Origin of the sequence: Micromonospora sp. NPDC047548 (genome assembly GCF_040642975.1) — a bacterium.
Taxonomy (GTDB): domain Bacteria; phylum Actinomycetota; class Actinomycetes; order Mycobacteriales; family Micromonosporaceae; genus Micromonospora.
The window spans coordinates 219262-244169 of sequence record NZ_JBEYTI010000005.1 but is presented as its reverse complement, the minus strand read 5'-3'; the positions used below and the strand labels follow the sequence as shown (position 1 = coordinate 244169).

The 24908-nt window shown below is 73.3% G+C and carries 26 protein-coding genes; 7 read left to right on the top strand and 19 right to left on the bottom strand.

Annotated features, from left to right (window positions below):
• Positions 1-3: 3 nt before the first annotated feature.
• The 13 genes from ABZ807_RS07965 to ABZ807_RS07905 form a co-directional block, all read right to left on the bottom strand.
• The gene (locus ABZ807_RS07965; protein ID WP_357154118.1) at positions 4-681 is read right to left on the bottom strand and encodes a hypothetical protein; all 678 of its coding nucleotides are present in this window, start codon (positions 679-681) and stop codon (positions 4-6) included.
• Between the two features lie 73 nt (positions 682-754).
• Positions 755-1624, bottom strand: coding sequence for a hypothetical protein (locus tag ABZ807_RS07960; RefSeq protein WP_357154116.1), 870 nt, complete (start codon positions 1622-1624; stop codon positions 755-757).
• Between the two features lie 134 nt (positions 1625-1758).
• The gene (locus ABZ807_RS07955) at positions 1759-3327 is read right to left on the bottom strand and encodes a polyamine aminopropyltransferase (protein ID WP_357154115.1); all 1569 of its coding nucleotides are present in this window, start codon (positions 3325-3327) and stop codon (positions 1759-1761) included.
• Positions 3324-4118 (bottom strand): hypothetical protein, encoded by a 795-nt coding sequence (locus tag ABZ807_RS07950; protein WP_357154113.1) that lies wholly within the window; start codon positions 4116-4118, stop codon positions 3324-3326. Before ABZ807_RS07950 ends, ABZ807_RS07955 begins: the two co-directional genes overlap by 4 nt.
• Positions 4118-4540 carry a DUF350 domain-containing protein gene (locus ABZ807_RS07945; RefSeq protein WP_357154111.1) on the bottom strand — a complete coding sequence of 141 codons (423 nt, stop codon included), beginning with the start codon at positions 4538-4540 and terminating at the stop codon, positions 4118-4120. The genes ABZ807_RS07950 and ABZ807_RS07945 overlap by 1 nt, the downstream gene beginning before the upstream one ends.
• 35 nt (positions 4541-4575) lie before the next feature.
• Positions 4576-5001 carry a DUF4247 domain-containing protein gene (locus ABZ807_RS07940; RefSeq protein ID WP_357154109.1) on the bottom strand — a complete coding sequence of 142 codons (426 nt, stop codon included), beginning with the start codon at positions 4999-5001 and terminating at the stop codon, positions 4576-4578.
• Positions 4998-5492, bottom strand: coding sequence for a DUF2617 family protein (locus tag ABZ807_RS07935; RefSeq protein WP_357154107.1), 495 nt, complete (start codon positions 5490-5492; stop codon positions 4998-5000). Before ABZ807_RS07935 ends, ABZ807_RS07940 begins: the two co-directional genes overlap by 4 nt.
• A gap of 2 nt (positions 5493-5494) precedes the next feature.
• On the bottom strand, positions 5495-6124 hold the full coding sequence (locus ABZ807_RS07930; RefSeq protein ID WP_357154214.1) for a DUF4178 domain-containing protein: 630 nt from the start codon (positions 6122-6124) through the stop codon (positions 5495-5497).
• Between the two features lie 128 nt (positions 6125-6252).
• Positions 6253-7080: a hypothetical protein gene (locus tag ABZ807_RS07925; RefSeq protein ID WP_357154106.1), complete on the bottom strand. Its 828-nt coding sequence runs from the start codon at positions 7078-7080 to the stop codon at positions 6253-6255.
• Between the two features lie 60 nt (positions 7081-7140).
• Positions 7141-7521, bottom strand: a complete 381-nt coding sequence (locus ABZ807_RS07920) for a hypothetical protein (protein ID WP_357154105.1) — start codon at positions 7519-7521, stop codon at positions 7141-7143.
• 200 nt (positions 7522-7721) lie between these two features.
• Positions 7722-10313: an ATP-dependent chaperone ClpB gene (gene clpB / locus ABZ807_RS07915; protein ID WP_357154103.1), complete on the bottom strand. Its 2592-nt coding sequence runs from the start codon at positions 10311-10313 to the stop codon at positions 7722-7724.
• Between the two features lie 163 nt (positions 10314-10476).
• Positions 10477-10728 (bottom strand): hypothetical protein, encoded by a 252-nt coding sequence (locus ABZ807_RS07910; RefSeq protein WP_357154212.1) that lies wholly within the window; start codon positions 10726-10728, stop codon positions 10477-10479.
• Entirely contained in the window at positions 10725-11060 is a 336-nt protein-coding gene (locus ABZ807_RS07905) for a DivIVA domain-containing protein (protein WP_357154101.1), read from the bottom strand. Before ABZ807_RS07905 ends, ABZ807_RS07910 begins: the two co-directional genes overlap by 4 nt.
• Positions 11061-11375: 315 nt before the next feature.
• Between ABZ807_RS07905 and ABZ807_RS07900 the strand changes: the two genes are divergently transcribed.
• The gene (locus tag ABZ807_RS07900; protein ID WP_357154099.1) at positions 11376-11594 is read left to right on the top strand and encodes a winged helix-turn-helix domain-containing protein; all 219 of its coding nucleotides are present in this window, start codon (positions 11376-11378) and stop codon (positions 11592-11594) included.
• Positions 11595-11755: 161 nt separating this feature from the next.
• Here the strand turns inward: ABZ807_RS07900 and ABZ807_RS07895 are convergent, their stop codons facing one another.
• Positions 11756-12718, bottom strand: coding sequence for a hypothetical protein (locus ABZ807_RS07895; protein WP_357154097.1), 963 nt, complete (start codon positions 12716-12718; stop codon positions 11756-11758).
• 31 nt (positions 12719-12749) lie between these two features.
• Here ABZ807_RS07895 and ABZ807_RS07890 point away from each other — a divergent pair, with 31 nt between their 5' ends.
• The 3 genes from ABZ807_RS07890 to ABZ807_RS07880 all read left to right on the top strand — a co-directional run bounded on the left by ABZ807_RS07890 (position 12750) and on the right by ABZ807_RS07880 (position 15065).
• Positions 12750-13250, top strand: a complete 501-nt coding sequence (locus ABZ807_RS07890; RefSeq protein ID WP_357154095.1) for a TrkA C-terminal domain-containing protein — start codon at positions 12750-12752, stop codon at positions 13248-13250.
• 5 nt (positions 13251-13255) lie between these two features.
• A complete protein-coding gene (locus ABZ807_RS07885; protein WP_357154093.1) occupies positions 13256-14461 on the top strand; it encodes a cation:proton antiporter in 1206 nt (401 codons plus the stop codon).
• Positions 14462-14633: 172 nt separating this feature from the next.
• The gene (locus ABZ807_RS07880; protein ID WP_357154091.1) at positions 14634-15065 is read left to right on the top strand and encodes a hypothetical protein; all 432 of its coding nucleotides are present in this window, start codon (positions 14634-14636) and stop codon (positions 15063-15065) included.
• A gap of 70 nt (positions 15066-15135) precedes the next feature.
• Here the strand turns inward: ABZ807_RS07880 and ABZ807_RS07875 are convergent, their stop codons facing one another.
• The 5 genes from ABZ807_RS07875 to dnaK all read right to left on the bottom strand — a co-directional run bounded on the left by ABZ807_RS07875 (position 15136) and on the right by dnaK (position 19875).
• The gene (locus tag ABZ807_RS07875; protein ID WP_357154089.1) at positions 15136-15345 is read right to left on the bottom strand and encodes a hypothetical protein; all 210 of its coding nucleotides are present in this window, start codon (positions 15343-15345) and stop codon (positions 15136-15138) included.
• 138 nt (positions 15346-15483) lie between these two features.
• Entirely contained in the window at positions 15484-15924 is a 441-nt protein-coding gene (locus ABZ807_RS07870; RefSeq protein WP_357154087.1) for a helix-turn-helix transcriptional regulator, read from the bottom strand.
• Positions 15925-15953: 29 nt separating this feature from the next.
• Positions 15954-17141 (bottom strand): molecular chaperone DnaJ, encoded by a 1188-nt coding sequence (gene dnaJ / locus ABZ807_RS07865; RefSeq protein WP_357154086.1) that lies wholly within the window; start codon positions 17139-17141, stop codon positions 15954-15956.
• An 82-nt stretch (positions 17142-17223) separates the two neighbouring features.
• A complete protein-coding gene (gene grpE / locus ABZ807_RS07860; RefSeq protein WP_357154084.1) occupies positions 17224-17979 on the bottom strand; it encodes a nucleotide exchange factor GrpE in 756 nt (251 codons plus the stop codon).
• Positions 17980-18021: 42 nt separating this feature from the next.
• The gene (gene dnaK, locus ABZ807_RS07855; protein ID WP_357154082.1) at positions 18022-19875 is read right to left on the bottom strand and encodes a molecular chaperone DnaK; all 1854 of its coding nucleotides are present in this window, start codon (positions 19873-19875) and stop codon (positions 18022-18024) included.
• A gap of 226 nt (positions 19876-20101) precedes the next feature.
• Here dnaK and ABZ807_RS07850 point away from each other — a divergent pair, with 226 nt between their 5' ends.
• The 3 genes from ABZ807_RS07850 to ABZ807_RS07840 are packed head-to-tail and all read left to right on the top strand — an operon-like array spanning position 20102 to position 24902.
• Positions 20102-21943, top strand: coding sequence for an ABC transporter (locus tag ABZ807_RS07850; protein ID WP_357154080.1), 1842 nt, complete (start codon positions 20102-20104; stop codon positions 21941-21943).
• A 17-nt stretch (positions 21944-21960) separates the two neighbouring features.
• A complete protein-coding gene (locus tag ABZ807_RS07845) occupies positions 21961-23622 on the top strand; it encodes a GTPase (protein ID WP_357154078.1) in 1662 nt (553 codons plus the stop codon).
• A gap of 53 nt (positions 23623-23675) precedes the next feature.
• Positions 23676-24902, top strand: coding sequence for a hypothetical protein (locus ABZ807_RS07840; protein ID WP_357154076.1), 1227 nt, complete (start codon positions 23676-23678; stop codon positions 24900-24902).
• Positions 24903-24908: the final 6 nt, after the last annotated feature.

The window sequence follows — 24908 nt, the reverse complement described above, 5'->3', positions numbered from 1 at the left end:
TCCTCAGCGGGACGGCGGCGGAGCCTGCGGGGGCGGGTAGGGGCCGTACGACGGCGGGGGCGGGTAGGGGCCGTACGACGGCGGGGGCGAGTTGGGGCCGTACGGCGGCGGGGGCGGCGCGGGCCGGGCTCGGCCGAACCAGCCGTTCGCCGCGGGCAGCGCCAGCAGCACGGCCACCACAAGGTAGCCGAGGGCCTGACCCACCGAAAGGGCCGCGTTCACCGGGATCCACCACGACGGATAGGCGTCGCCGAGCAGGCCGAGCAGCTCGGCGGTGGTCTGGTCGGTCCGCAGCGGGCTGGCCCGCTGGCCGACCAGCGCGGCCAGGCCGCAGCAGCCGCAGAGCAAACCCAGCCCGGCGACCACCCAGGTCGCCACCCGGGCGCCCCGGCGACCGGCGAGCAGCCCGGCGGCGAGACCGAGCAGCAGCAGGCCCACCAGGACGGTGAGCACCGCCGAGAGGATCGTGACGACCCGGAGCAGGGCGACCACACCGTCCACGTCGTCCGGGCCGGCGGTCGTACCGGCGGCGGCCGACCGGAGCCGGTCCGCCGTGCCGCCGAGGGCGAGCAGCGCCACGACGGCGTACGCCCCGGCGGCGAGGGCCATCAGCCCCAGCACCGCCGCGGCCAGCGTGACGGCGGCGGGCCGACGCGCCAGCGCCTGATCCGGGTACGACACGACAATTCCCTCCGGTAGGCGTTGGCTTGCAACCTACTCGGAGGGAATCGTCGGCGTCGCTCGTACTCGCCCGTCAGCTACCGGCGGGTCGGTTCGGGTCGTACGGCGGGTTGCCCTCACCCGGCCGGTCCTGGCCCTCCGCCGACGGCGGCTGCCACGGCGAGGCGGCCGGCGGCTGCTCCGGCGTGACCGGGTAGCCCGGGGTGGCCGGATAGCCGGGCGTCGACGGGTAACCGGGCTGACCCGGCGTCGACGGGTAGCCCGGCTGGCCCGGAGCCGAGGGGTAGCCCGGGGCGGGCGGATAGCCCGTCTGCGGGTAGCCCGGCTGGCCGGGGTAGACGGCACCGGGGACCGGCGGCTCCCAGGCCGGCTGCGGCTTGCGGAAGAACTCGTTCGCCTTCGGCAGCGCCAGCAGGATCAGCGCCACCAGCAGGGCGAGCAGAGCGACCACCGAGAGCAGCGTGGTGACCGGGCCGTACCAGGACGGCAGGGCCTCCTCCAGCCGGCGCTGGACCTCCTCGCCGCTCGGCATGCCACCGCTGGTCGTCCCACCGCTGCCAGCGGTGAACCCACCGGCGGCGTTGCTGACCGTGCCGAACCCGCAGCAGCAGAACATCAGGCCGCCGAGCACCCAGGTGGTGATCCGGGTGCCGTTCACGCCCCTGTTGTTAAACAGGCCGAGCACGGCGATCACGATCGCCAGCAGCAGCCCCACGATGGCGCCACCCAGGCTGAACGCAACGGCGAAGTCGGCCACGCCCTGGGTCCCGTTCGCGGCGGTGCCGCGGTAGGCGTCGTCCAGCACCCTGCGGATGGTGCCGATGGTGGAGAGCGCGATGATCAGGTTGATCACCTGGATGAGCGCGAACAGAATCAGCAGATAGCTGGAAATCGTCACCACGGCCGGCCGGACGCGGGCCGGTGTGTGTTGGGAATCGACCACGATTCTCCTTCCCCTAGAACGCGCCCACACCGTATCCACTCCGGCCCAACCTCGCGCGCACCCACGCAGCCCACGAAGGCACGTCGGCGCGGTCGCGGTGTACGGCGGTCCCCACCGCCGGCAGGACGGCGGCGCTAGTAGCCGCGCCACTCCGCACGGGCGTACTCCAGAACCCTGGGCTGGAGCAACGTGGAGGCGGGGACGTCGAGGCGGGCCCGGTCGGCGGGGAAGGCGGCCGCCGCCCGCAGCAGCGGCGGGTCGAGGAAGCGCAGCGGCGGCGCGTCCGCCGGCAGCTCCAGCGCGGGCGGGGTGGCCCCCGGCGCGGCGAGCAGGAAGCCCCAGTCACCGAAGGAGGGCACGTCCACGTGGTACGGCACGGTGGCGAAGCCGGCCTCGCGCACCGACGCCTCGATCGACCAGTACGACCGGGGCGCGAAGTACGGCGACCCGGACTGCACCACCAGCCGGGCGCCCTCGGCGAGCGCCGACCGGACCAGCGCGTAGAACTCGACCGTGTAGAGCTTCGCGGTGGCGGTCTCGTCCGGGTCGGGCAGGTCGGCCACCACCACGTCGAAGCGCTCCGTGGCGGTACGCAGCCAGCCGAACGCGTCGACGTTGACCACCCGCACCCGGGGGTCGGCGAACGCATCGCCGTTGAGCCGGCGCAGCTGCGGTTCGGCGCGGGCCAGCGCCACCACCGCCGGGTCGAGGTCGACCACGGTCACCCGGCGTACGTCGGGGTAGCGCAGGATCTCCCGGACGGCGAGCCCGTCGCCGGCGCCGAGCACCAGCACCTCGCCGCGCGGGCCGCGCAGGGCGGGATGCACCAGCGCCTCGTGGTAGCGGTACTCGTCGACGGAGCTGAACTGGAGGTCGCCGTTGAGGTAGAGGCGCAGGTCGGTGTCGGCGTGCCCGACCTCCCGCACCGACCGGGTGAGCACGATCTCCTGGTAGCGGCTGCGCTCGGCGTGCACCACCGGGTCCCGGTAGAGCTGCTGCCGGGCGGTCAGCTCGAAGTCGGCGGCGGTGATCCAGGCGTACCCCAGGCAGAGGGCGACCACGACGGAGCCGGCGGCGAGCGCGACCCACGCCCGGCGGCTCAGCTCCGCGTGGAACACCGTGCAGACCAGCGCGAGGCCGGCCACCGCGTTCACCGCGCCGACCACCAGCGCGCCCTTGAGCTGGCCGAAGACGGGCATCAGCAGGAACGGGAAGGCGAGCCCGCCGAGCAGCGCCCCGACGTAGTCGGCGGCGAAGAGGTCGGCGACCGCGCTGCCGGCGGACTGCTCCCGGATGCGTTGCAGCATGACCATCAGCAGCGGGATCTCCGCGCCGATCAGCAGGCCGAGCACGAACGCGGTGCCGACCAGCGCCGGGCCGTAGAGGTCCAGCCAGGCGAAGGCGGCGTAGAGGCCGAGCACGGAGAGCCCGCCGAGCAGCGCCAGGGTCAGCTCCACCACGGCGAACGCGGCGGCGGCCCGGGACTGCAACGGCTTCGCGGCGAGCGCGCCGACGCCCATCGCGAAGACCATCACGCCGAGCACGATCGAGGCCTGCCCGACCGTGTCGCCGATCAGGTAGCTGCCGAGGGCGACCAGGGCCAGCTCGTAGACCAGGCCGCAGGCCGCACAGACGAAGACCGCGACCAGGACCGCCGCGCGGGCCAGCCGCCAGCGCGGCCGTGCCGGCGCGTCGGTGGTCAAGCCTTCTCCCGGGTACGCCCGGCGGCTTCTTCCGCCCCGGCGCGCTGCGCGGGCACCACCACCCGAAGCTGCCGGCGGCGCTGCACCACCCCCACGATGACGAAGAGCGCGGCGAAGAGGAGGATTGCGCTCGCGGTGAGCAGCGAACCCCGCCGGTCCCGCCAGATGTCATTGCCGGCGTCCGGCAGCGGGCTGGGCGCGGCAGCCGGAGCGGCGGTCGGGGCGGCGGCCGGCTTCGCGATGCCCACCTCGGCGGCGAGCAGCGGCAGCGTGGTCGCCGCGCGGGTCACCGCCCAGCCCGGATCGTCGAGGAAGACATCATCGCCGAGCCCGAACCGGGGCAGGGCGTTCTCCATCGCGCGCAGGTCGGCCAAGTCGATGTCGCGCGGGCCCTCCACGTTGACAAAGGCAAGGTCGTATTCGTAGGAGACAGCGGCGTCGACCACGATCCAACGCGAGCACCGAGGATCCTCGCTCCAGCCCGTGTCGACCCCATCGCCGAGGTTCGAGCCGACGCTCAGCATGCTGCGGCTGTCGTCCGACTCGTCGCTGTCCCTCAGCCGCCAGCCGTAGCAGATCCCGTGGCTGGTGAAGGCCGCCTGGAGGATCGGCACGGTGCCGGCCCGCTCGTCGGCCGCCGGCGCGGGCACGGTGGTGTCGGAGTCGCTGGCACAGCCGGCGAGGCTGAGGCCGGCGACCCCCAGAACGATCACCCGGACCAGGGCCGCCTTCAGCGACGTCGACTTCATGCCCGTGGACTTGGCGACGGCCGGTCGCTTCCCGCCGGCCATCAGCTGATCGCGGCGGCGATGATCGCGCCGGTAGCGACGTGCACGACGGCGGACACCCACACCGCCGGGTGCGGCTCCGGATCGACCAGCAACTCACCCAACTTGCCCGGAGTGGCCACATCCAACAGCACAAACGCCGCCGCCATGATGACCAGTCCCAGGATCCCGTACGCGGCTGCGCCGATCAGTCCGAGCACGAAGTCGTCGTCGCTGGCGACGATCGCGGCGACCACGATGATCCCCACGCCAGCCAGATTGGAAGCGAGCAGCAACGCGGCATTCCGATTGCGCTCATGCCAGATGAGGTGGTTGAGCCGGCCCGGAGTGGCCAGGTCAACCAATGCGTACCCGATGCCCATCAGGACAACGCCAACCACACCGTAGGCGAGGGTGACCAGCAGATCGGAGACGAGATCCTGCACTTCACGGACTCCAAGGGGTGAGAGGGTCGAACGGGCTACTTGCCGGCGCCGGGGCCGCCGCCCCGGACCGTGGTGCCACGGCCCCAGCCCCAGCCACCGCCGACGACGTGGTGGTAGCGGGGGTAGGCGGTGGTCATCCGCTCCAGCAGGATCAGCGAGCCGGCGGCGACGGGCAGGATCACCACCGAGTCGTCGTCGTAACGCAGGTACACGCCGCTGCCGTCGACGTACTGATCGACGGGCTGCCAGGCGTCCGAGACGTCCTTCGCCACCTGGCTGGGGGGCCTGGTCGAGGTGTAGGCGAGGGCGTCGGAGCCGAGGTCCTGGCCGGACGCCCGGGTGTAGTGGTCCTGCACGTAGCCGCGAGGCGAGAAGTTGCCGTGGAAGATGGCGAAGGCGGCGATCAGGGCGCCGACGACGGCGGACCCCACCCCCACCACGAACCAGCGCCGGTACGTCATCGCAGTGCCACCACCGTCTCGGTCAGGACCAGCTCGTTGGTCTGGGGGTACGCGTGCCAGGTACGCCAGCCGACCGACCCGGCCGGCGGGTCCGGGCGTACGGCGAGCGCGGTGACCGCGTCTGGGTCGCCGGGGAAGACCCCGACCAGCGCGTACGGGTCGTCGGCCAGCTCGGCGCGGAGCGCGCCGACGCGGGCGCGCAGCTCACCGGCGGGCGGCCGGAGCACCGTGGCGGTGAACCGGTAGCCGTTCGGTTCGTCGATCAGCGTGCCGGGCAGGTGCGGCGGCCGGCCCGGCAGGCAGGCCACCGTCTCGGTGAGCCCGCCGAGGACGACCTGGTGGGAGGCGCCGAGCAGGCGTAGCCGCAGCCGTACGCCACCGGGCAGGTCGACCTCGCGTACGGCCAGGGCCGGCAGTTCGGGGCCACCGAGGGCCAGGCCGAGGTCAGCGGCGCTGGTGTCGACGTACGGGGTGTCGATGCTGACCAGCACGGTCAGCCCACCGTGTCCGGGTCGGCCTGCGGGTAGACCATCACCTCAGAGCGGTGCAGCGGCTCGCCCACGGCCACCTCCCAGCCGGCCTCCCCGTACGCCTCGAAGGCGAGCCGGGCCCCACCCTGCGCCCGGTAGTCGTGGTAACGGACGGTGCCGGTCGGGTCGAGGCCGGTGGTGCCGGTGGCCGAGTAGCGAGCCTGCCCGGACTCCTCCCAGGAGTAGCGGCGGCCGGCGAAGTCGAGAGTGGGCGCGCCCGGCGTGACGGTGGCGCCCGGTTCGGCGTTCCAGAGCACCAGCTCCAGGTCCGGGTCCTCCTCGACGGAGAGCCACCGCTTGGCCCCACCGGCGTCGTCCAGCAGGTGCTCGGCCCAGCTCCAGGCGCCCTCGACCAGGTGCACCGAGCCGCGGACCGCGTACGACACCTGCCGGATCTCCACGATGTCACCGGCCTTGAGCTTGCGCGGGTCGCCCCGGAGCGCGTCCGCGTCGGTGTCCCGGAACGGGTCGCCCGATGCCGGCGGCACGGTCTTCCTCCGCTGCCGCGCGAGGGCGACCCCGGCGATCACCACCCCGGCGACCCCGACCAGACACCCCACCGCCGCCACCAGGTACGCCACCGAACCGTTCACCGCGACCGCCTCCCCACGCATCGGCGGAGACGGTAACAACCCCGCGCACCTGGGGAATCACGGCCACACCTGAGTGGCCGAACAGTCACTCACCGTCCGGTGCGGCGGGATGGACCCGGCCGGCGAGGTCAGCTCGGCGGCGGCGTCTCCCCAGCGTCCGGTGTGGGCAGCGGCGGCGTCTCCCGGGTGTCCGGCGCGGGCGGCGGCGCAGCGGGGGCCGGTTGCGGCGGCGCCCCGTGCGCGCGCGGGTCCGGGCAGAGCATGTAGCCGGGCGGCAGCAGGAAGGCGGCCGGGGTGGGCGGGCCGAGCGGTGGCCGGCGGGCGGCATCGGCGCTGCGGGGCACGAACCAGCGGCGTACGGCCGGCAGCACCAGCAGCACCACCACGGTGATGCTCAGGCCGAAGACCAGCAGCGCCCCCAACCCGCCGACGGCGAAGAAGAGATCCCCCGCCGGATCGGGCCCGGTGCCGTAGAGGGCCTCGAGGAACTTCGACTCCTCCGGCATGAACTCGGCAGGGACCCCGGCGTCCCACTCCTCCTCCGGGCCCCCGACGGCGAAGAACAAGGGGATGAGCATCCCCGCGAAGCAGCCCTGCGCGCAGGCGACCAGCAATTCGAGGCCGCCGGCCACGAAGACCAGGATCCGGGCGGTGTTGCTGCCCCGGCGTACGCCGCGTGCGGTCACGCCGAGCCAGCCGGCCAGCAGCAGCGCGGGCACACCGATCACGCAGGACATGAAGACGTTGCCGAACCGTTCGCCGGAGACCTCGTCCGGATCGGCGTCGGGCACCAGCCGCGCCGCGCGGTCGATCTCACCGTTCCACTCGACCGCCTGCCAGAGCACCAGCCCGACCAGGGCGAGCAGCAGGACCGCAGCGGCGATCTGCATCCAGAAGGCGACGGTGACGGCGGTGGGCCGGGGTGGGCGGGCCGGCTCGGCGGCGTGCTGCGTCATGCCCGGGAAGCTACGGGCCGCCGGCCGGTCACCGCAGCCCCGGTCCGGGTGAACTTCCCGCTACATTCCGGCGAGCCGGTCGGTGGCGTACCCGCCCAGGGTGGCGCTGTCCATCAGGCAGCCGGTGAAGGTGGTGAACTCCCCCTCGTCGTCGCGCAGCGACGCCCAGGCCTCCCGGGCCGCCGCCGGGTCGACCCGCTCCAGCAGGGTCGCCGCGTACGCCTTGCCGGCCGGCGAGCCGTGCCGGAGCAGCCGGTCGACCTTTTCGCGCGCCTCGTCCGGGTGCGCGTCGAGCGCCCCCTCGACCCGCCGGTACGCCTCCGTCACCGGCAGCAGCGTGCCCGCGATCCCCACCCCGCCGAAGGCGACGGTGTCCGCCCCGGCGAGCTCCTCGACGGCCGCGTCCAACTCCCGGTCTCTGCTCTTCCCGATCCCGAACATGCCCCCATCCTTTCCCCTTCCCGCCAGCCCTCACCCTGTCGATCAACAGGTTTGCATCGGCGCACCACGGTCGCGCCGACGCAGCTTCTTGATCATCGGATCGCGGCGGGCCCGACCGGGCGGCGGCCCCATCGGAAAGCGGAGCCGATCGGGGCGGAGCCGCCGGGAGGCGGGTCCGCCCCGGAAGCGGGGTGGGTGGGTCAGGCCGGGTTGACCGTGAGGGCGTCCCTGGTGTCGGCGAGGTCGACCCTGACGGTGTCGCCGTCGCGGATCGTGCCCGACAGCAGGGCCCGGGCCAGCTGGTCGCCGATCGCGGACTGGACCAGCCGGCGCAGCGGGCGCGCGCCGTAGATCGGGTCGTAGCCGTGCTCGGCGAGCCAGCCCCGGGCCGCCTCGGTGATCTCCAGGCCGAGCCGCCGGTCGGCGAGCCGCCGGCGCATCCGGGTCAGCTGGATGTCGACGATGGCGCGCAGGTCGTCGCCGCGCAGCGAGGCGAAGACCACGATGTCGTCGAGGCGGTTGAGGAACTCCGGCTTGAAGTGCGAGCGGACCACCGCGAGGACGCCCTCGCGGCGCTGCTCCTCGGCCAGCGTCAGGTCGCTGATCACCGACGACCCGAGGTTGGAGGTGAGGATCAGGATCGCGTTGCGGAAGTCGACCGTACGGCCCTGGCCGTCGGTCAGCCGGCCGTCGTCGAGCACCTGGAGCAGGATGTCGAAGACGTCCGGGTGGGCCTTCTCGACCTCGTCCAGCAGGATCACCGAGTACGGCCGGCGGCGCACCGCCTCGGTGAGCTGACCGCCCTCCTCGTAGCCGACGTACCCGGGCGGGGCGCCGACCAGGCGGGCGACGGAATGCTTCTCGCCGTACTCGCTCATGTCGATGCGGACCATGGCCCGCTCGTCGTCGAAGAGGAACTCGGCGAGCGCCTTGGCCAGCTCGGTCTTGCCGACGCCGGTGGGGCCGAGGAAGAGAAAGCTGCCGGTCGGGCGGTCCGGGTCGGCGACGCCGGCCCGGGCGCGGCGGACCGCGTCGGAGACGGCGGTGACCGCCTCGGCCTGGCCGACCACCCGCGAGCCCAGCGTCTCCTCCATCCGGAGCAGCTTGGCGGTCTCGCCCTCCAGCAGCCGGCCGGCGGGGATGCCGGTCCAGGAGGCGACCACGGCGGCGATGTCGTCCGCGCCGACCTCCTCCTTGAGCATCGCACCGTCGGCCTGGAGCCGGGCCAATTCCTCCTCGGCCTGCTTCAGCTCTGCCTTGAGCGCCGGGATGCGGCCGTAGCGCAGCTCCGCGGCGCGTTCCAGCTCGCCGTCGCGCTCGGCCCGCTCGGCCTCGCCGCCGAGCCGCTCCAGCTCCTCCTTGGCGGTGGAGAGCTTGGTGATGTGGCTCTTCTCCAGCTGCCAGCGCTCCGACAACGCGGTGAGCTGCTCGCGCTTGTCGGCCAGCTCCTTGCGCAGCCGCTCCAGCCGCTCGGCGGAGGCGGCGTCGGGCTCCTTGGCCAGCGCCATCTCCTCGATCTCCAGCCGGCGCACGGCCCGCTCGATCTCGTCCACCTCGACCGGGCGGGAGTCGATCTCCATCCGGAGCCGGGATGCCGACTCGTCGACCAGGTCGATCGCCTTGTCCGGCAGGAAGCGGTCGGTGATGTAACGGTCGGAAAGGCTGGCGGCGGCGACCAGCGCGGCGTCGGTGATCCGTACGCCGTGGTGCACCTCGTAGCGCTCCTTGAGGCCGCGCAGGATGCCGATGGTGTCCTCGATGGTCGGCTCGCCGACCAGCACCGGCTGGAAGCGACGCTCCAGCGCCGGGTCCTTCTCGATGTGCTCGCGGTATTCGTCCAGGGTGGTCGCGCCGACCATCCTCAGCTCGCCGCGGGCCAGCATCGGCTTGAGCATGTTGCCGGCGTCCATCGAACCCTCGCCCTTGCCCGCGCCGACGACGGTGTGCAGCTCGTCGAGGAACGTGATGACCTGACCGTTCGAGTTCTTGATCTCCTCAAGGACGGACTTCAGCCGCTCCTCGAACTGGCCCCGGTACTGCGCGCCGGCGACCATCGCGCCGAGGTCGAGCGAGACCAGCTTTTTGCCCCGCAGCGACTCGGGCACGTCACCGGCGACGATCCGCTGGGCCAGGCCCTCGACGATCGCCGTCTTGCCGACGCCCGGCTCGCCGATCAGCACCGGGTTGTTCTTGGTCCGCCGGGACAGCACCTGGATCACCCGGCGGATCTCCGAGTCCCGGCCGATCACCGGGTCGATCTTGCCGTCCCGGGCGCTGGCGGTCAGGTCGACGCCGTACCTGGCCAGGGCCTGGTAGGTCTGCTCGGGGTCGGCGGTGGTGACCCGGCGGTCGCCGCCCCGGACGGTCGGGAAGGCGGCCACCAGGTTCTCCTCGGTGGCCCCGACGGCCTTCAGCGCGCCGGAGACCGCGCCACCCACCCGGGCCAGGCCGGCGAGCAGGTGCTCGGTCGAGGTGTACTCGTCGCCGAGCGGCCGGGCGATCTGCTCGGCGGCGCCGATGGCGTTGACGAACTCGCGGGCCAGGGTGGGCTCGGCGATGCTGGAACCCCGGGCGGCGGGCAGCGCGTCGATCGCACGCTGGGCGACCCGACGCAGCTCGGCGGGTTCGGCCCCGGCGGCGCGCAGCAGGCCGGCGGCGGTGGAGCCGTCGGTGTCCAGCAGGGCCAGCAGCAGGTGCCAGGGCTCCACGGTGGCGTGACCGCGCTGGTTCGCCAGCGCGACGGCACCGGTGATGGTCTCGCGGCTCTTGGTGGTCAGGCGTTCGGTGTTCATGGGCCCTCCGGATCGGCGTGTCCACTGGGAAGGACACCACCAGACTTGAGCCTATTCCGCTCAACCCCAGTGCTGCGACCCCAGTCACTCGCCGAGCCGTTGGGCGCGGCCCACCTACCCATGATTCATCGCCCGTGCGGTCGTCAGGCGCAGGGGTGCCTGGTCAGCGGGGCAGCCAGGCGGTGCAGGGGGTTTCGTGGTCGGCACGCAGGACGCAGCGGCGGCCGTTGTCGAGGCGCTGGTCGCAGAACACCCGGTGGCGTACCCCCTGGTTGTCCTCGGCGGAGACGGTGGTCTCGCCGGGATCGACGTGGGCGAGGAAGGCCAGCGAGCGGGCGGCGGTCCGGGCGAGGATCTTGGCTCGGGCGAGGTCGGCGGCGGTGACCGGCAGGTGGATGACGTACCGGTTGGTCACGGGCACCGGGCCAGGTCGCGCATGGTGGGGGCCTGACGGGACTGCCACTCGCGGAGGGCATCCTTGATCCTGGCGGCCTCCTCCCGGCTGCGGACCACCTCGGCGTGCGCGGCGGCGAGGTCGCCGGCGACCCGATCGAGGAACGCGGCGACCTCGGCCGGGTCCAGGCCGCGACGGCAGGTGGCAAAGGTCCGGCTGCGCACCTGCCACGGCCGCAGCGGGAGGTACGACGTCGAGCGGTACGCGCCGGCCGGCGACTGGTTGTGCGGGCCGGACCGGATCGCCGGGCCGGCGTTACGTCGCTTCAGGAGCGGCCGCAGGAGGTTACGCACGGTGAACATCCCCTTTTGACAATTGGCGGGCTACCGGGCTGGAAGGAGCGGCCCGGCCTGGCCCCGTTGCTCAGCCGGGCCGCCCCGCCCTGCCGCCGCAGCCCCTATCGGCAGTACGACAGCAGAGCCAACGGCAAGGTCGGGACGGCCCACGGGGGATGCCCGCCCCGACCAGATGAGCGCCCCAAGTGCCATCCGGAGGCGTTCGCAAGGAACCTACAATCGCCACCGGTTGTGGGTCAATGACCAACGAACGATTGCTTGAGGTTGGAGGTCACTACGTGATCGAATGGGCGTGCCATCCGGGGAGTGTGTATGCCCAAGCAGCAGTACCAGGTGCTCGCAGACGAGCTGAAAAGCAAGATCAACTCAGGAGAGTGGCCGCCCGGCACCAAGCTGCCGAGCCGATCGCAACTGTGCAAGGAATACGGCGTGTCGGACACCGTGGTCGGTAAGGCGATGATGATCCTGCGCGCGACCGGCCTCACCGAGACCCTGGAAGGGGTCGGAGTGTTCGTCGCCGAGCCGAGGTAGCAGGGACAGGCCCGGCTCTCGTCCCTACCACTCCGCCACTGTCAACGGCGTGATGACGTAAGCGATTCAGCTCCAAAGGACGCCACCACCACCGACGCTGGTCGACTGAGCGCCGGCAGCACGAGCCGGGCACACGAAATGGGACCAGCGGAGCGCGGCGGTCACTCTCCGGCCAGGACCACCCTGATCCACTGGCGGGCACCGACCGGGCCGACGGCGAGGACGGTCTCGTCCGAGGCGCGGGCCGCCAGCGACAGGATCCGCGATGGACCGGACTCCGCGGGCACCGGCAGCCAGCGCCCCAGGTAGCGCCAGAGCGCCGGGAAGTCCATCCGGTCCGACCGCTCTCCCACCAACCAGACATCGCCGTCGGGCGCGACCCGGACCCGGAGGGTGGACACCGCGCCGTCGGGCGCCGGCACCGGGGTCGACTGCCAGCTCCGACCCCGGTCCGTCGAGACCGCCGCGTACGGCCGATCGTCGGCCGTCCCCGCCGCTACCAGCAGGTCCCCGGCGAGAGCCACGCTGTTCAGACCCCGCACAGGCGGCTGGGCGGCGAGCGGGCGCAGCCGCCGGCCGTCCCACTCGCCCACCTGGTCCGCCCCCTCCACTAGCTGGAACCGTCCCTGCGCGGCCCGCCACGCCGCCGGCTCCCCGGCGGTACGCACGAAGCTCGCGCCGCCGTCCGTGGAGGCGTACCAGCCGTGCGGCTCGGCCCAGAGCACCACCAGCCCCGGCCCGGTGTAGAGCTGCTGGTTGGCGGCCACCGGGCGCGGGTGGCGCACCTGCAGCCAGCTGCGGCCCCCGTCGAGGGTGGAGAAGAGCTGCGCCGGGCAGTTCCGGTCCGGCGGACGGCCGTCGCAGCTGCCGAAGAGCGCCCAGCCGTGCGCGGCGTCGGAGAACTCCACGTACGGGTCGTCGTACCGCTGGGCGACGGCGACCCGGACGGCGCGTACCTCGTCGAAGCCGGCGGACGGCGGCGGGGACGGCGCGGGCGCGGCCGGTGGGGAGGGCGCGGCGGTCCGGGCCGGCGGATCGCGACGGATGTCGCCGATCGCCGAGCAGGCCACCAGCGCCGGGACCACCAGCAGGACGAACACCGGGCGGAGCGCTCGACCGATCATGGACGCCTCCTCGCCAGGGTAGCCTTGCCGGGTGCGAGTACGTGTCGAACAGACTGCCCTACCGGGGATCGGCGTGCGTCACGATCTGGTGACGGAATCCGGTCGCCGGCTGGGCGTGGTTTCCCACCGCAACGGCCGCCGGGACCTCGTCCTGTACGACCCGGACGATCCCGACTCCTGCCAGGCGGACATCCCCCTCAGCGACGACGAGGCGGAGGCGCTCGCCGACATCCTCGGCGCGTCACTTCTGCTCGGCCAGCTCTCCGGCCTGCGCGAGCAGGCGGCCGGGCTGCTCACCGAGCAGATCGCCATCTCGGCGGGGTCGAAGTACGTCAACAAGCGGCTCGGCGACACCAAGGCACGCACCCGTACCGGCGCCTCGATCGTGGCGGTGCTCCGGCAGGGCGAGGTGAACGTCTCGCCCGATCCCACCTTCCGCTTCGCGGCCGGTGACGTGGTGGTCGTGGTCGGTACCCGCCAGGGTCTCGACGGGGTGACCGCCATCCTCGCCGACAGTGACCCGGACGGCTGAGGCGGATGCACGAAACCACCACACTGCTCGTCGAGGTCGGCGCGCTGCTGCTGCTCCTCGGACTCCTGGGTCGGCTCAGTCGGCGGTTCGGGGTGTCCCCGATCCCCCTCTACCTCATCGCCGGCCTGGGCTTCGGCCACGGCGGCGTGCTGCCGCTCGCCGCCAGCAAGGAGTTCTTCGCCGTCGGCGCGGAGATCGGCGTCATCCTGCTGCTGGTCATGCTCGGCCTGGAATACAGCGCCAACGAACTGGTCGGCAACCTGCGCTCGGCCGCGCCGGCCGGGCTGATCGACGCGCTGCTCAACGCGCTGCCCGGCTTCGCGTTCGCGCTGCTGCTCGGCTGGGGCTGGGTGGCCGCCGTGGTGCTCGGCGGCATCACCTGGATCTCGTCCTCCGGCGTGATCGCCAAGGTGCTCGGCGACCTGGGCCGGGTCGGTAACCGGGAGACCCCGGTGATCCTCTCCGTGCTGGTCATCGAAGACCTGGCCATGGCGCTCTACCTGCCGGTGGTGACCGCGCTGCTGGCCGGCGTCGGGCTGGTCACCGGCGGCATCGCCCTCGGCGTCGCCGTGCTCACCGTGGTCGTCGTCCTGGTGGTGGCCATCCGGTACGGCCACCTCATCTCGTCCGCGCTGTCCGCCAAGGACCCCGAGGCGCTGCTGCTCGGCGTGCTCGGGCTGACCCTGCTGGTCGCCGGCGTCGCGGCCAAGCTCCAGGTGTCGGCCGCGGTGGGCGCGTTCCTGGTCGGCATCGCGCTCTCCGGGCCGGTGGCGCACCACGCGACCGAGCTGCTCTCCCCGCTGCGGGACCTCTTCGCGGCGGTCTTCTTCGTCTTCTTCGGCCTGGTCACCGACCCCCGGGACATGCCGCCGGTGCTGCTGCCGGCGTTGCTCCTGGCCGTGGTGACCATGGGGACGAAGCTGCTCACCGGCTACCTCGCGGCCCGCCGGGTGGGCATCGCCGAGCCCGGTCGCTGGCGGGCCGGCTTCGCACTGATGCCGCGCGGGGAGTTCTCCATCGTCATCGCCGGCCTGGCCGTCGCCGCCGGCACCGTCGAACCCCGGCTGGCGGCGCTCGCCACGGCGTACGTGCTGATCACCGTGGTAACCGGGCCGATGCTGGCGCGGCTGCCCGACATGGGCTGGTTCAAGTCCTGGCTACGGCGGCGGGCCGCGGCCCACCGGCCGGAACCGGTGCCGGCCGCCGACTGAACGTGCCCCGGCCGGGTCGGCCGTACGGTCGACCCGGCCGGGCCGGCCGGTGTCGAATTGCTTCCGACAAGCTCTTCCGCCAGCCCGCCGACGACGGTTACCGTTTCGCCGCAGCAGGCCAGGGCCCCGCGGGTGGCCGGTGCGCCCCGCGAGCGCGAACGGAAGGTTGCCGGTGAGCGTGCAGGAATCGACGTTCCACGGCTTTGCCAACCCCGTCGACCCGTCGCCGGCGGAGTTGCGCGCGTGGGCCTACCACCCGGACTCGGTGCCGCTGGCCTCGATGCCGCCCGACTGGGACCTCCTCGTCGCCGGGGACCACCTGGTGCTCACCCTCTTCGACGTGGCGATGGATCCGACCTGCCCGGCCCGCCGGTTCGCCCTGCACTGCCTCTACATCTACGCGGCGGACGGCATCCGGACGAAATTCCGTGCCCACCCGAAGCGCCGCTTCCGCAAGCTGGTCGAGCAGGCCGAGCGGGAGGGCGACGAACTGATGCGCAACTGGGCGCACAACAGCCGGGTGCTGCTGGCCCGGCAGGATCTCTTCGTCTACCACGACTGGTGCGAGGGCGGCCTGGTCCGGGAGAACCGCCAGATCGGCTGAGCCGCCTGGCGGGAAGACGACGTGCGGGCCGGGACCCCCCGTGGGTCCCGGCCCGCACGTCGGCGGATCGTCAGCGTTCCGATCCACCCTGCGCCCGGCGTCTCACTTCGTCGCGTCCCTGGTCGATGCCGTGGTCGACCTGGTCGGCGAACCTGCCGTTCTTGATCTCGTCGGTGAAACGAGCGTTGAGGATCCGCTCGAATCTCTGCCGGACGTTCTCGGCCACCTGGTCGAGCCGGTTCTCCGTCTGCTGGGCAACCTTCTTCGCCGATTCCGTCATGGCTCCCCCTGCCATCGGAGTCCGGATTGAGTTGGTTCGGCCTCATTCTGAGGCTAACGGAACGGCTCCGACCACCGCCGGGAAACCGGGAACCGGGCGCCGGTGGAACGCCCCTGCTGCCACCGGGCCAGTAGAAGGTCAGCGGTCGGGCGTACGGCGCGGACGCCAGACCACCAGCGCCGTCGAGGTGCGGTTGGTCGGCACCAGGTCGCCGCGCGGGAAACCGCCCAGCGACTCCAGTTCGGCGATCCGGCGGTACGCGGCGTCCAGCTCCGCCTCCAGCCGGGCCACCCGCTGCTGTGCCTGCTCCAGCAAACGCTCCAGCCCGATGATCCGCTTGACCCCGGCCAGGTTGATGCCGTCGTCCTGGCTGAGCCGCTGCACCTCGCGCAGCAGCACCACGTCACGCACGCTGTAGCGGCGCCCACCGCCGGTCGCCCGGCCGGGCTGCACCAGGCCCAACCGGTCGTACTGGCGCAGGGTCTGGGGATGCATCCCCGCCATCCGTGCCGCGACCGAGATCATCAGCACCTTGGCCTCGTAGGCAGGGTCACCCGAACCGACGAACTCGCCCGACATGCCGCTCACCTCCGCACCCGATCCACCGGTCAACCGACCCGACGCACCCGCACGTCGAGATGTTCCCGAGCCGCCGGCGGAATCTGCTCGGCGAACGACTCCAGCGTCGCCCGCGCCTCATCCGACACCACCGCCGGCACCACCACGTCCAGCGTGACCAGCAGGTCACCGGCCCGGCCGTCGCTCCGGACCACGCCCTTGCCCCGGGCACGCAGCACCCGCCCGGACGGCGTACCCGGCGGCACCCGCAGGGTCACCGCGCCGTCGAGGGTGGGCACCCGCAGGTCGATGCCGAGCACCGCCTCGGCGAAGGTGATCGGCACGGTCAGGGTCAGGTCGCCCCCGGTACGCCCGAACAGCTCATCGGGGCGGACCTTGACCTGCACGAACAGGTCACCTGCCGGGCCGCCGCGCTCACCCGGCTCGCCGCGCCCGGCGAGCCTGATCCGCTGGCCGTCGGCCACCCCGGCGGGGAAGCGGACGTTGAGCGTGCGGGTCTTGGTCACCCCGCCGGTGCCCTGGCACTCCGGGCACTTCTCCTCCACGACGGTGCCCACGCCCTGACAGCTGCGGCACGGCTCGGAGAAGCTGAACGACCCCTGGTTGCGGGTGGTCACCCCGGCGCCGTGGCAGACCGGACAGGCCTTCGGCCGGGTGCCCGGCTTCGCGCCGTCGCCGTGGCAGGTCTCGCAGACCCCCGGCGCGCGCAGGGTGAGCGGGATGGTCACCCCGCGCACCGCGTCGTCGAAGTCCAGCGCCACCTCGGTCTCCACGTCCCGACCGCGGGCCGGACCGCGGGGACGCGCCGGGCCACCGGCCCCGCCACCGCCGGAGAAGATCGAGCTGAACAGGTCGGTGAAGCCGCCCCCGCCGAACCGGGTCTCCGCGCCACCGGCACCGCCACCGAAGAGGTCGGAGACGTCGAACGGCGCCCCGCCGGGCTGCCCGGCGCCCCGGGCGCCGCGCCGGAACGCGCCCGAGCCGAACAGCGAGCGCATCTCGTCGTACTCGCGGCGCTTGGCCTCGTCGCCGAGCACCGCGTACGCCTCGGAGACGGCCTTGAACCGCTCCTCGGCCTTCGGGTCACCCGGGTTGTGGTCCGGGTGCGACTCTCGGGCCAGCTTCCGGTACGCCTTCTTGATCTCGTCCGAGGAGGCGGACTTCTGCACGCCGAGCGTGGCGTAATAGTCCTTCTCGATCCAGTCCTTGGAACTCACCGGTCCACCCCCTTCCAGGTGATGTGGCCCGGTCGCCCCGCCCGCCGTACGACGGCGGGCGGGGCGACCGGATGGTCGTGCACTATTCCGGGTCGGCGACCGCGACCAGCGCGGGCCGCAGCAGCCGCTCCGCCAGCAGGTAGCCCCGACGCATCACCTGGACGCAGGTCGGCTCGTCCACGTCGGCCGAGGTCTGGTGCGCGACCGCCTCGTGCCGGGTCGGGTCGAACGGGTCGCCCTGCTCCCCGAACGGGGTAAGCCCGAACTTGCCCAGCGCCGTGGTGAGCTGTTCGGCCACCGAGCCGAACGGCCCGACCAGGTCGCCGTGCTCGCGGGCCCGGTCCAGGTCGTCCAGGATCGGCAGCAGCTCGGCGAGCACCGTGCCGATCGCCTGCTCCTGGACCAGACCGCGGTCGCGGTCCACCCGCTTGCGGTAGTTGGCGTACTCCGCCGACACCCGCTGCACGTCCCGGGTCCGCTCGTCGAGCTCGGCCCGGAGGGCCTCCAGCTCGGCGCCGAGCGGGGAGCCGGCCGCGCCGCCGTCAGCCGGCTGCGCGGGGGCGTCCACCACGGTCGGGCCGGCCGGGGGCGGACCGTCGACCGCGTCGGCCTCGACCTCGATCTCGTCGACCACGACCTCGCCCTCCTCCACCAGGCCCTCGGCCGGGACGTCCGCCCCGGCGTCGGCGGCGGCGGGCACCTCCTCGGTCTTGCCGATCTTGCGGTTGTTGCGGATGACGACCCGCGGCTCGTCGCCGGCGGCCGGCTCGGTGGGCGCGGAGCCACCCGGCACCGATCCGGTGGCGCCCGGGTCGGCGGCTCGTGGCTTCTCCGTCATGCGACTACCTCGATTTCTCTGCCGTGAGTCCGAGACCAACCGTCACTTCTTGTCCTCGTCCACGATCTCCGCGTCGACCACGTCGTCGGCGGCCCCGGCCTGCGGGCCACCGGCCGCACCCGCGCCCGCACCGGCCGCGCCCGGCTGCTCGCCCTGCTCAGCCTGCTGCGAGTAGAGCAGCGAACCGGCCTGCTGGGAGACCTGCGCCAGCCGCTCGTGGGCCGCCTTGATCTTCTCGATGTCCTGGCCGCCGAGCGCACCGCGCAGCTCGCCGAGGGCCTCGTTGATCTGGTCGCGGTTCTCGCTGGGCAGCTTGTCGCCGCTCTCGGCGAGGAACTTCTCGGTCTGCCACTGGAGCGCCTCGGCCAGGTTTCGGGCCTCCGCATCGTCGCGCCGACGCTTGTCGTCCTCGGCGTGCTCCTCCGCGTCCCGGCGCATCCGCTCGATGTCGTCCTTCGGCAGCGAGGAGCCGCCGGTGATCGTCATCTTCTGCTCCTTGCCGGTACCCAGGTCCTTGGCGTGCACGTTCACGATGCCGTTGGCGTCGATGTCGAACGTGACCTCGATCTGCGGCACGCCGCGCGGCGCCGGCGGGAGGCCGGTCAGCTCGAAGGTGCCGAGCTTCTTGTTGTAGGCCGCGATCTCCCGCTCGCCCTGGAACACCTGGATCAGCACCGACGGCTGGTTGTCGTCCGCCGTGGTGAAGACCTCGGAGCGCTTGGTCGGGATGGTGGTGTTGCGCTCGATCAGCTTGGTGAAGATGCCGCCCTTGGTCTCGATGCCCAGGCTCAGCGGGGTCACGTCGAGCAGCAGGACGTCCTTGACCTCGCCCTTGAGCACACCGGCCTGCAGGGCGGCGCCGACGGCGACGACCTCGTCCGGGTTGACGCCCTTGTTGGGATCCTTGCCGGTGAGCTGCTTGACCAGGTCGGTCACGGCCGGCATCCGGGTCGAGCCGCCGACCAGGATGACGTGGTCGACGTCCGAGATCTTGATCCCGGCGTCCTTCACGGCCTGCTCGAACGGGCCCTTGCAGCGGTCCAGCAGGTCCTGCGTCATGCGCTGGAACTCGGCGCGGCTGAGCGTCACGTCCAGGTGCAGCGGGCCTGCGGCGCCGGCGGTGATGTACGGCAGGTTGATGTTGGTGGTGGTGGCGGCGGACAGCTCGATCTTGGCCTTCTCGGCGGCCTCGCGGAGCCGCTGCAGGGCCATCTTGTCCTGCCCCAGGTCGATGCCGTGCTCGCCCCGGAAGGTCTTCACCAGGTGGTCGATCACGCGCTGGTCCCAGTCGTCGCCACCGAGGTCGTTGTCACCGCTGGTCGACTTGACCTCGATGACGCCCTCGGCCAGCTCCAGCAGCGACACGTCGAAGGTGCCGCCACCGAGGTCGAAGACCAGGACGGTCTGCTCCTTGGAGCCCTTGTCCAGCCCGTACGCCAGGGCGGCCGCGGTCGGCTCGTTGACGATCCGCAGCACGTTGAAGCCGGCGATCTCACCGGCCTCCTTGGTGGCCTGGCGCTGGCTGTCGTTGAAGTAGGCGGGGACGGTGATCACCGCGTCGGTGATCTGCTCGCCCAGGTACGCCTCGGCGTCCCGCTTGAGCTTCATCAGCGTGCGCGCCGAGATCTCCTGCGGGGTGTACTTCTTGCCGTCGATGTCGACGGACCAGTTGGTGCCGATCTCCCGCTTGACCGACCGGATGGTCCGATCGGGATTGGTCACCGCCTGACGCTTGGCGACCTCACCGACGAGCACCTCGCCGTTGCGGGCGAACGCGACGATCGACGGGGTCGTCCGCGAGCCCTCAGCGTTGGCGATGACGGTGGGCTCACCGCCCTCGAGAACGCTGACGCAGGAGTTCGTCGTGCCGAGGTCGATACCGACCGCACGTGCCATCTTCGCTTCCTCGCTTCGTAACGTTGAGCAGGTCACGGGCCTGCCAGGCGGGTCGCCCGCAGCGACCGCACCATAAGTTGAGTGAACTTGACTCAATAGTGCCATGCCCCAGGGAAATCGCAAGTCGAGGTTGAGCCGACCCGACGCAACCTGACCGTCAGTACTGTCCGGTTGTCTTCCCTTGCACTGGTTGTCTTCCCTTGCATGGGTCGGGCACGCTTTAGCGGTGACGACGAACGGCGATCCCGCCACCCGGTCCGGCGCGCCCACCGTCGCCGCCCGCACCGGGTCGCCGGACGTCGCCGAGACGCCGCCCGGCACCACCGCCGACGGCCTCCCGGCCGCGCTGACCGGGCTGCGGGCCGCGATCGGCGCCGCCCGTTTCCCGCTGGCCCTGCCCTCGGCCGAGCCGGCCCGGCGTACCGCCTCGGCGCTGGCCGACCAGCTCGACGACTACCTGCTGCCCCGGCTGGCCCGGCTCGACGCGCCACTGCTGGTGGTGGTCGGCGGCTCCACCGGCGCCGGCAAGTCGACCCTGGTCAACAGCCTGGTGCAGGCCCGGGTGAGCGCCGCTGGGGTGCTCCGCCCGACCACCCGTTCCCCGGTGCTCGTCTGCAACCCGGCCGACTCCACCTGGTTCCGCCAGGGGGAGCTGCTGCCCGGCCTGACCCGCACCACCGAGCCGACCGAGGACCCGCGCACCCTGCACCTGGTCACCGCGCCCGCGCTCCCGGCCGGGCTGGCCTTCCTCGACGCGCCCGACATCGACTCGGTGGTCGACGCCAACCGGGCCCTCGCCGGCCAACTGCTGGCCGCCGCCGACCTCTGGCTCTTCGTCACCACCGCCGCCCGGTACGCCGACGCGGTCCCCTGGGAGCTGCTGCGCAGCGCCCGGGCCCGGGGCGCGGCGATCGCCATGGTGCTCGACCGGGTGCCGCCGGAGGCCGCCGACGAGGTCGCCGCCCACCTGTCGGAGATGCTCGCCGCGCAGGATCTCGGCGCCGCCCCGCTCTTCGTCCTGCCCGAGACCTGGGTCGACGGCCAGGGGCTGCTACCGGACAAGGTCACCGCGCCGCTGAGCGCCTGGTTCGCCCGGCTGGCCGCCGACGCCGAGGCCCGGGCCGCAGTGGTCCGGCAGACGCTGGACGGCGCGCTCGCCTCGCTGCACCCGACCGTCGAGGCGCTGGCCGAGGCCGCCGACGAGCAGGTCGCCGCCGCCGACGCGCTCGACGAGCGGGTACGCGCCGCGTACCGGGGGGCGCAGCGGACCGTGGAGGACGGGCTCGTCGACGGCCGGCTGCTCCGCGGCGAGGTGCTGGCCCGGTGGCAGGAGTTCGTCGGCACCGGCGAGTTCTTCCGCACCCTGGAGGCCCGGGTCGGCCGGCTGCGCGACCGGGTGGTCGCCGCGATGACCGGGCGTCCCGCCACCTCCGCCGCCGAGCTGCGCAACGCCATCGAGTCCCAGCTGGTCACCCTGCTGCGGGGGGTCTCGTCCGAGGCGGCCGAGCACGCGTACACCGCCTGGAAGGCACACCCGGCCGGGGCGGCGCTGCTCGAACCCGGGCTGGCCCACCCCTCCGACGACCTGCCCGAGCGGGCCGAACGACTCGTCCGGGACTGGCAACGCGGCGTGCTCGACCTGGTCCGGGCCGAGGGCGGGGACCGGCGTTTCGTGGCCCGCACGGCCGCCTACGCGGTCAACGCCACCGGCCTCGCCGTCATGATCGCCGTCTTCGCCTCGACCGCGTTCATCCCCACCGGCCTGGAGGTGGCGACCGGGGCCGGCACCACCGTCGCCGCGCAGGCCGTGCTCCAGGCGATCTTCGGCGACCAGGCCGTGCGTACCCTCGCCAACAAGGCCCGGACCGACCTGCTGGAGCGGGTCCGGGCGCTGCTGGACGAGGAGGCGGCGCGCTACCTCACCCGCACCGACGAGGCCCGGCCCGGCGCGGACGCCGGAGCCGAGCTGCGCCGGGCGGCCGGCCGGGTCGAGGTGGCCCGGCACCGCAGCGGCCTGGCCGACGGTGACGGCCCGGGCCTGCCCGCCCCGACCGGCGGCCGCCGGTGACAGGCATCGTCGGCCGAATGCGCGCGGCGTTCCGGGGAGACCAGCGGGTGGACGCCGACGACCTGGTGGCCCGCCTCGACGCGGTACGCCGGTTCCTCCACGCGGTGGACGGCCAGGTGCCGGACTCCCGCCTGGTCACCGCGCACACCCTGGTCGAGCGGGCCGGTACCCGGCTGGCGCTGTCCCGGGACCACACCGTGGTGGCGCTCGCCGGCGCCACCGGCAGCGGCAAGTCCAGCCTGTTCAACGCGCTGGCCCAGCTGGACCTCTCCCCGGTCGGGGTGCGCCGCCCCACCACCGGCGTGGCGCACGGCTGCGTCTGGGGGCCGCTCGACGGCGCCACCCGGCTGCTCGACTGGGTCGGCGTGCTGCCCCGGCACCGGTTCGTCCGCGAGAGCGCGCTGGACGCCGACGACGAGACCGTCCTGCACGGGTTGGTCCTGCTCGACCTGCCCGACTTCGACTCGGTGCAGCGGTCCCACCGGCTGGAGGTGGATCGACTCCTCGGCCTGGTGGACCTGGTGGTCTGGGTGGTCGACCCGCAGAAGTACGCCGACCGGGTGATCCACGCGAGTTACCTGCGCGAGTTCCAGCGGCACCGGGACGTGACCCTGGTCGTGCTCAACCAGGCCGACCGGTTGTCCCCGGCCGAGCTGCCCCGGGTCCTCGACGACCTGCGCCGGCTGCTCGACGCCGACGGGCTGGACGGCGTACCGCTGCTCGCCACCACCGCAGTCGACCAGGCCGGCATGACCGGGCTGCGGGAGGCGCTGGAGCGGGCGGTCGCCGAGCGTCAGGCGGCGCTGCGCCGGCTCTCCGGTGACGTGGACACCGTCGTGGCGGGGCTCGGCGAACTGGTCGACACCGACGTCCCCCGGAACGCGCCGGACGAGGACACCGTCGGGTCACTCGACCGGGCCCTGGCCGGCGCGGCCGGGGTGCCGGCGGTGGCCGGCGCGGTCGAGGGGGCGTACCGGCACCGGGCCGGCGCAACGACCGGCTGGCCGGTCGTGCGGGGCTGGCGCCGGCTGCGGCCGGATCCGCTGCGCCGGCTGCACCTGCCCGGCCCGGCCGTCGAGGCCGACCAGCCGGCGGAGAGCCTGGTCGCCGCGACCTCGGTGCCCGACCCGACCACCGCCCAGCGTTCCGCCCTCGGGCTGGCCATCCGCGCGGTCGCCGACCGCGCCGGCGCCGACCTCCCCGCGCCCTGGCCGGACGCGGTCACCACGGCCGCCCGGTCCCGTCTGGACGACCTGCCGGACGCGCTGGACCACGCGATCGCCGGCACCGACCTGGGCATGAACCGCCGGCCGCTCTGGTGGCGGCTCGTCGGTGGCGTCCAGTGGCTGGTCACCCTGGCCGCGCTGGCCGGGCTCGGCTGGCTGCTGCTCGGCTACGGGCTGCGCGTGCTCGGGCTGCCCGCGCCGGAGTACCCGCGCGTGGGCGAGGTGCCACTGCCGACCCTGCTGCTGCTCGGCGGCCTGCTCGCCGGGCTGTTGGTGGCCGCGGTGACCCGGCCGGTCATCCGCTGGGCCGCCCGCCGGGCCCGGCAGCGGGCCGAGAAACACCTCACCGCCGCGGTCGCCGAGGTCGGCGACCGGTACGTCCGCACCCCGGTGCGGGCCGTCCTCGACCGGTACGGGCAGGCCCGGGACGCGCTGCGCGACGCCGCCCGGTGAGGGCGACCCCCGCGACGGGTGTCCGGGCCGCCTCGGCGGCGTAGGGTCGGACCATGGCCACGCCACAGACCCCCTACGACGCGGTGCTGCACGCCGCACGCGACGTGACGAGGCTGGACACCGCCCTCGATGCCGAGATGCTCGGCGCCGCACTGCTGGGCAGCGTCTACGCGATCGCCGAGACCGACCGGGAGCGGGCCGTCCGGGAGTTCGTCTCCGGCTTCCTCGCCGCCACAGCCCGCCGCCGGACCGCCGCCGCGACCACCATCCGCTCGGTCTTCGCCGCGCTGGTGCCCGACGCCGAGGGCGCGGCGAAGGTCCGTCCCGGCGCGCAGGCCCCGGCCTGGTCCGGCCAGCTCGGCCGGGTCCACCTCACCGGCGCCTGGTCGTACGGCGACGTGTACGGCGACCAGACCTCCTACCTGGCCACCTTCGCCTACGACGACGTGGCCGGCGGCCCCGAGCACGCCCTGGTGGCGCTCGTCGACCACAACATCGGGATCACCAAGGACGTCTTCGTCGGCGGCCCTGCCGAGCGCATCCTCGAACAGGTCCGGCAGATGTGCGCCGCCGACGACCTGACCTGGTTCCGCGAGGAGGACCCGGCCCGGATGCACGGCGAGGTGAGCCGGCACCTGACGATCACCGACGACCTGGGCGACCTGCCCGGCGAGGGTTCGCTCGCCACCGACCGGGCGCTGGTCGGCGCCCGGCTGGCGGTGCTGCCCGGTACGCCGGCCGACACCCTCACCTGGGACGCCGAGCCGCTCACCGCCGAGGAGCGCAGCGAGTTGGTGCGCTCCTTCCTGGCGTCTCCGGAGGCGGCCCGGTTCGGCCTGGACGCCCTGGACGGCGATGCGGAGCTGGCCTCGCTGCACTTCTGCCTCGGCCTGCTCTTCGACCACGCGGCGAGCTTCCCGGACGCCGACCCGCTGCGCTGGAGCCCGGCGGTGGCCGGGCTGTTCCTGCTGGACTGGGTGCACCGCCGGGCCGTGCTGGACATGGACGACGCCGCGATGCTGCCCCGGGTGCTGCGCGCCTGGGCGGCGTACGCGGGGCGGCGGCGCGGGCTGCCGGAGCAGGCCACCACCCGGACCGACGAGGCGATCGAGCAACTGGTTCCCGAGTTCGCCCGGCTCTACAGCACCGGCGAGCGGCGCAGCCCGGCCACCGCGGCGGTGGCGCAGCTGATGGCGGACGGGGTGGACCCGGACGACCCGGCCGCGCTGGACGCCTGGATCGAGGCCAACCGCCAGCGCCTCGGCGACGACACCCCCTGATCGGCT

Bases quoted from the DNA above. Each gene is read 5' to 3' on its own strand.
- ABZ807_RS07950 (WP_357154113.1), bottom strand. From the start codon at position 4,118: ATGGCCGGCGGGAAGCGACCGGCCGTCGCCAAGTCCACGGGCATGAAG.
- ABZ807_RS07940 (WP_357154109.1), bottom strand. From the start codon at position 5,001: ATGACGTACCGGCGCTGGTTCGTGGTGGGGGTGGGGTCCGCCGTCGTC.
- ABZ807_RS07925 (WP_357154106.1), bottom strand. From the start codon at position 7,080: ATGACGCAGCACGCCGCCGAGCCGGCCCGCCCACCCCGGCCCACCGCC.
- ABZ807_RS07920 (WP_357154105.1), bottom strand. From the start codon at position 7,521: ATGTTCGGGATCGGGAAGAGCAGAGACCGGGAGTTGGACGCGGCCGTC.
- clpB (WP_357154103.1), bottom strand. From the start codon at position 10,313: ATGAACACCGAACGCCTGACCACCAAGAGCCGCGAGACCATCACCGGT.
- ABZ807_RS07900 (WP_357154099.1), top strand. From the start codon at position 11,376: ATGCCCAAGCAGCAGTACCAGGTGCTCGCAGACGAGCTGAAAAGCAAG.
- ABZ807_RS07895 (WP_357154097.1), bottom strand. From the start codon at position 12,718: ATGATCGGTCGAGCGCTCCGCCCGGTGTTCGTCCTGCTGGTGGTCCCG.
- ABZ807_RS07885 (WP_357154093.1), top strand. From the start codon at position 13,256: ATGCACGAAACCACCACACTGCTCGTCGAGGTCGGCGCGCTGCTGCTG.
- ABZ807_RS07875 (WP_357154089.1), bottom strand. From the start codon at position 15,345: ATGACGGAATCGGCGAAGAAGGTTGCCCAGCAGACGGAGAACCGGCTC.
- ABZ807_RS07870 (WP_357154087.1), bottom strand. From the start codon at position 15,924: ATGTCGGGCGAGTTCGTCGGTTCGGGTGACCCTGCCTACGAGGCCAAG.
- grpE (WP_357154084.1), bottom strand. From the start codon at position 17,979: ATGACGGAGAAGCCACGAGCCGCCGACCCGGGCGCCACCGGATCGGTG.
- dnaK (WP_357154082.1), bottom strand. From the start codon at position 19,875: ATGGCACGTGCGGTCGGTATCGACCTCGGCACGACGAACTCCTGCGTC.
- ABZ807_RS07845 (WP_357154078.1), top strand. From the start codon at position 21,961: ATGCGCGCGGCGTTCCGGGGAGACCAGCGGGTGGACGCCGACGACCTG.
- ABZ807_RS07840 (WP_357154076.1), top strand. From the start codon at position 23,676: ATGGCCACGCCACAGACCCCCTACGACGCGGTGCTGCACGCCGCACGC.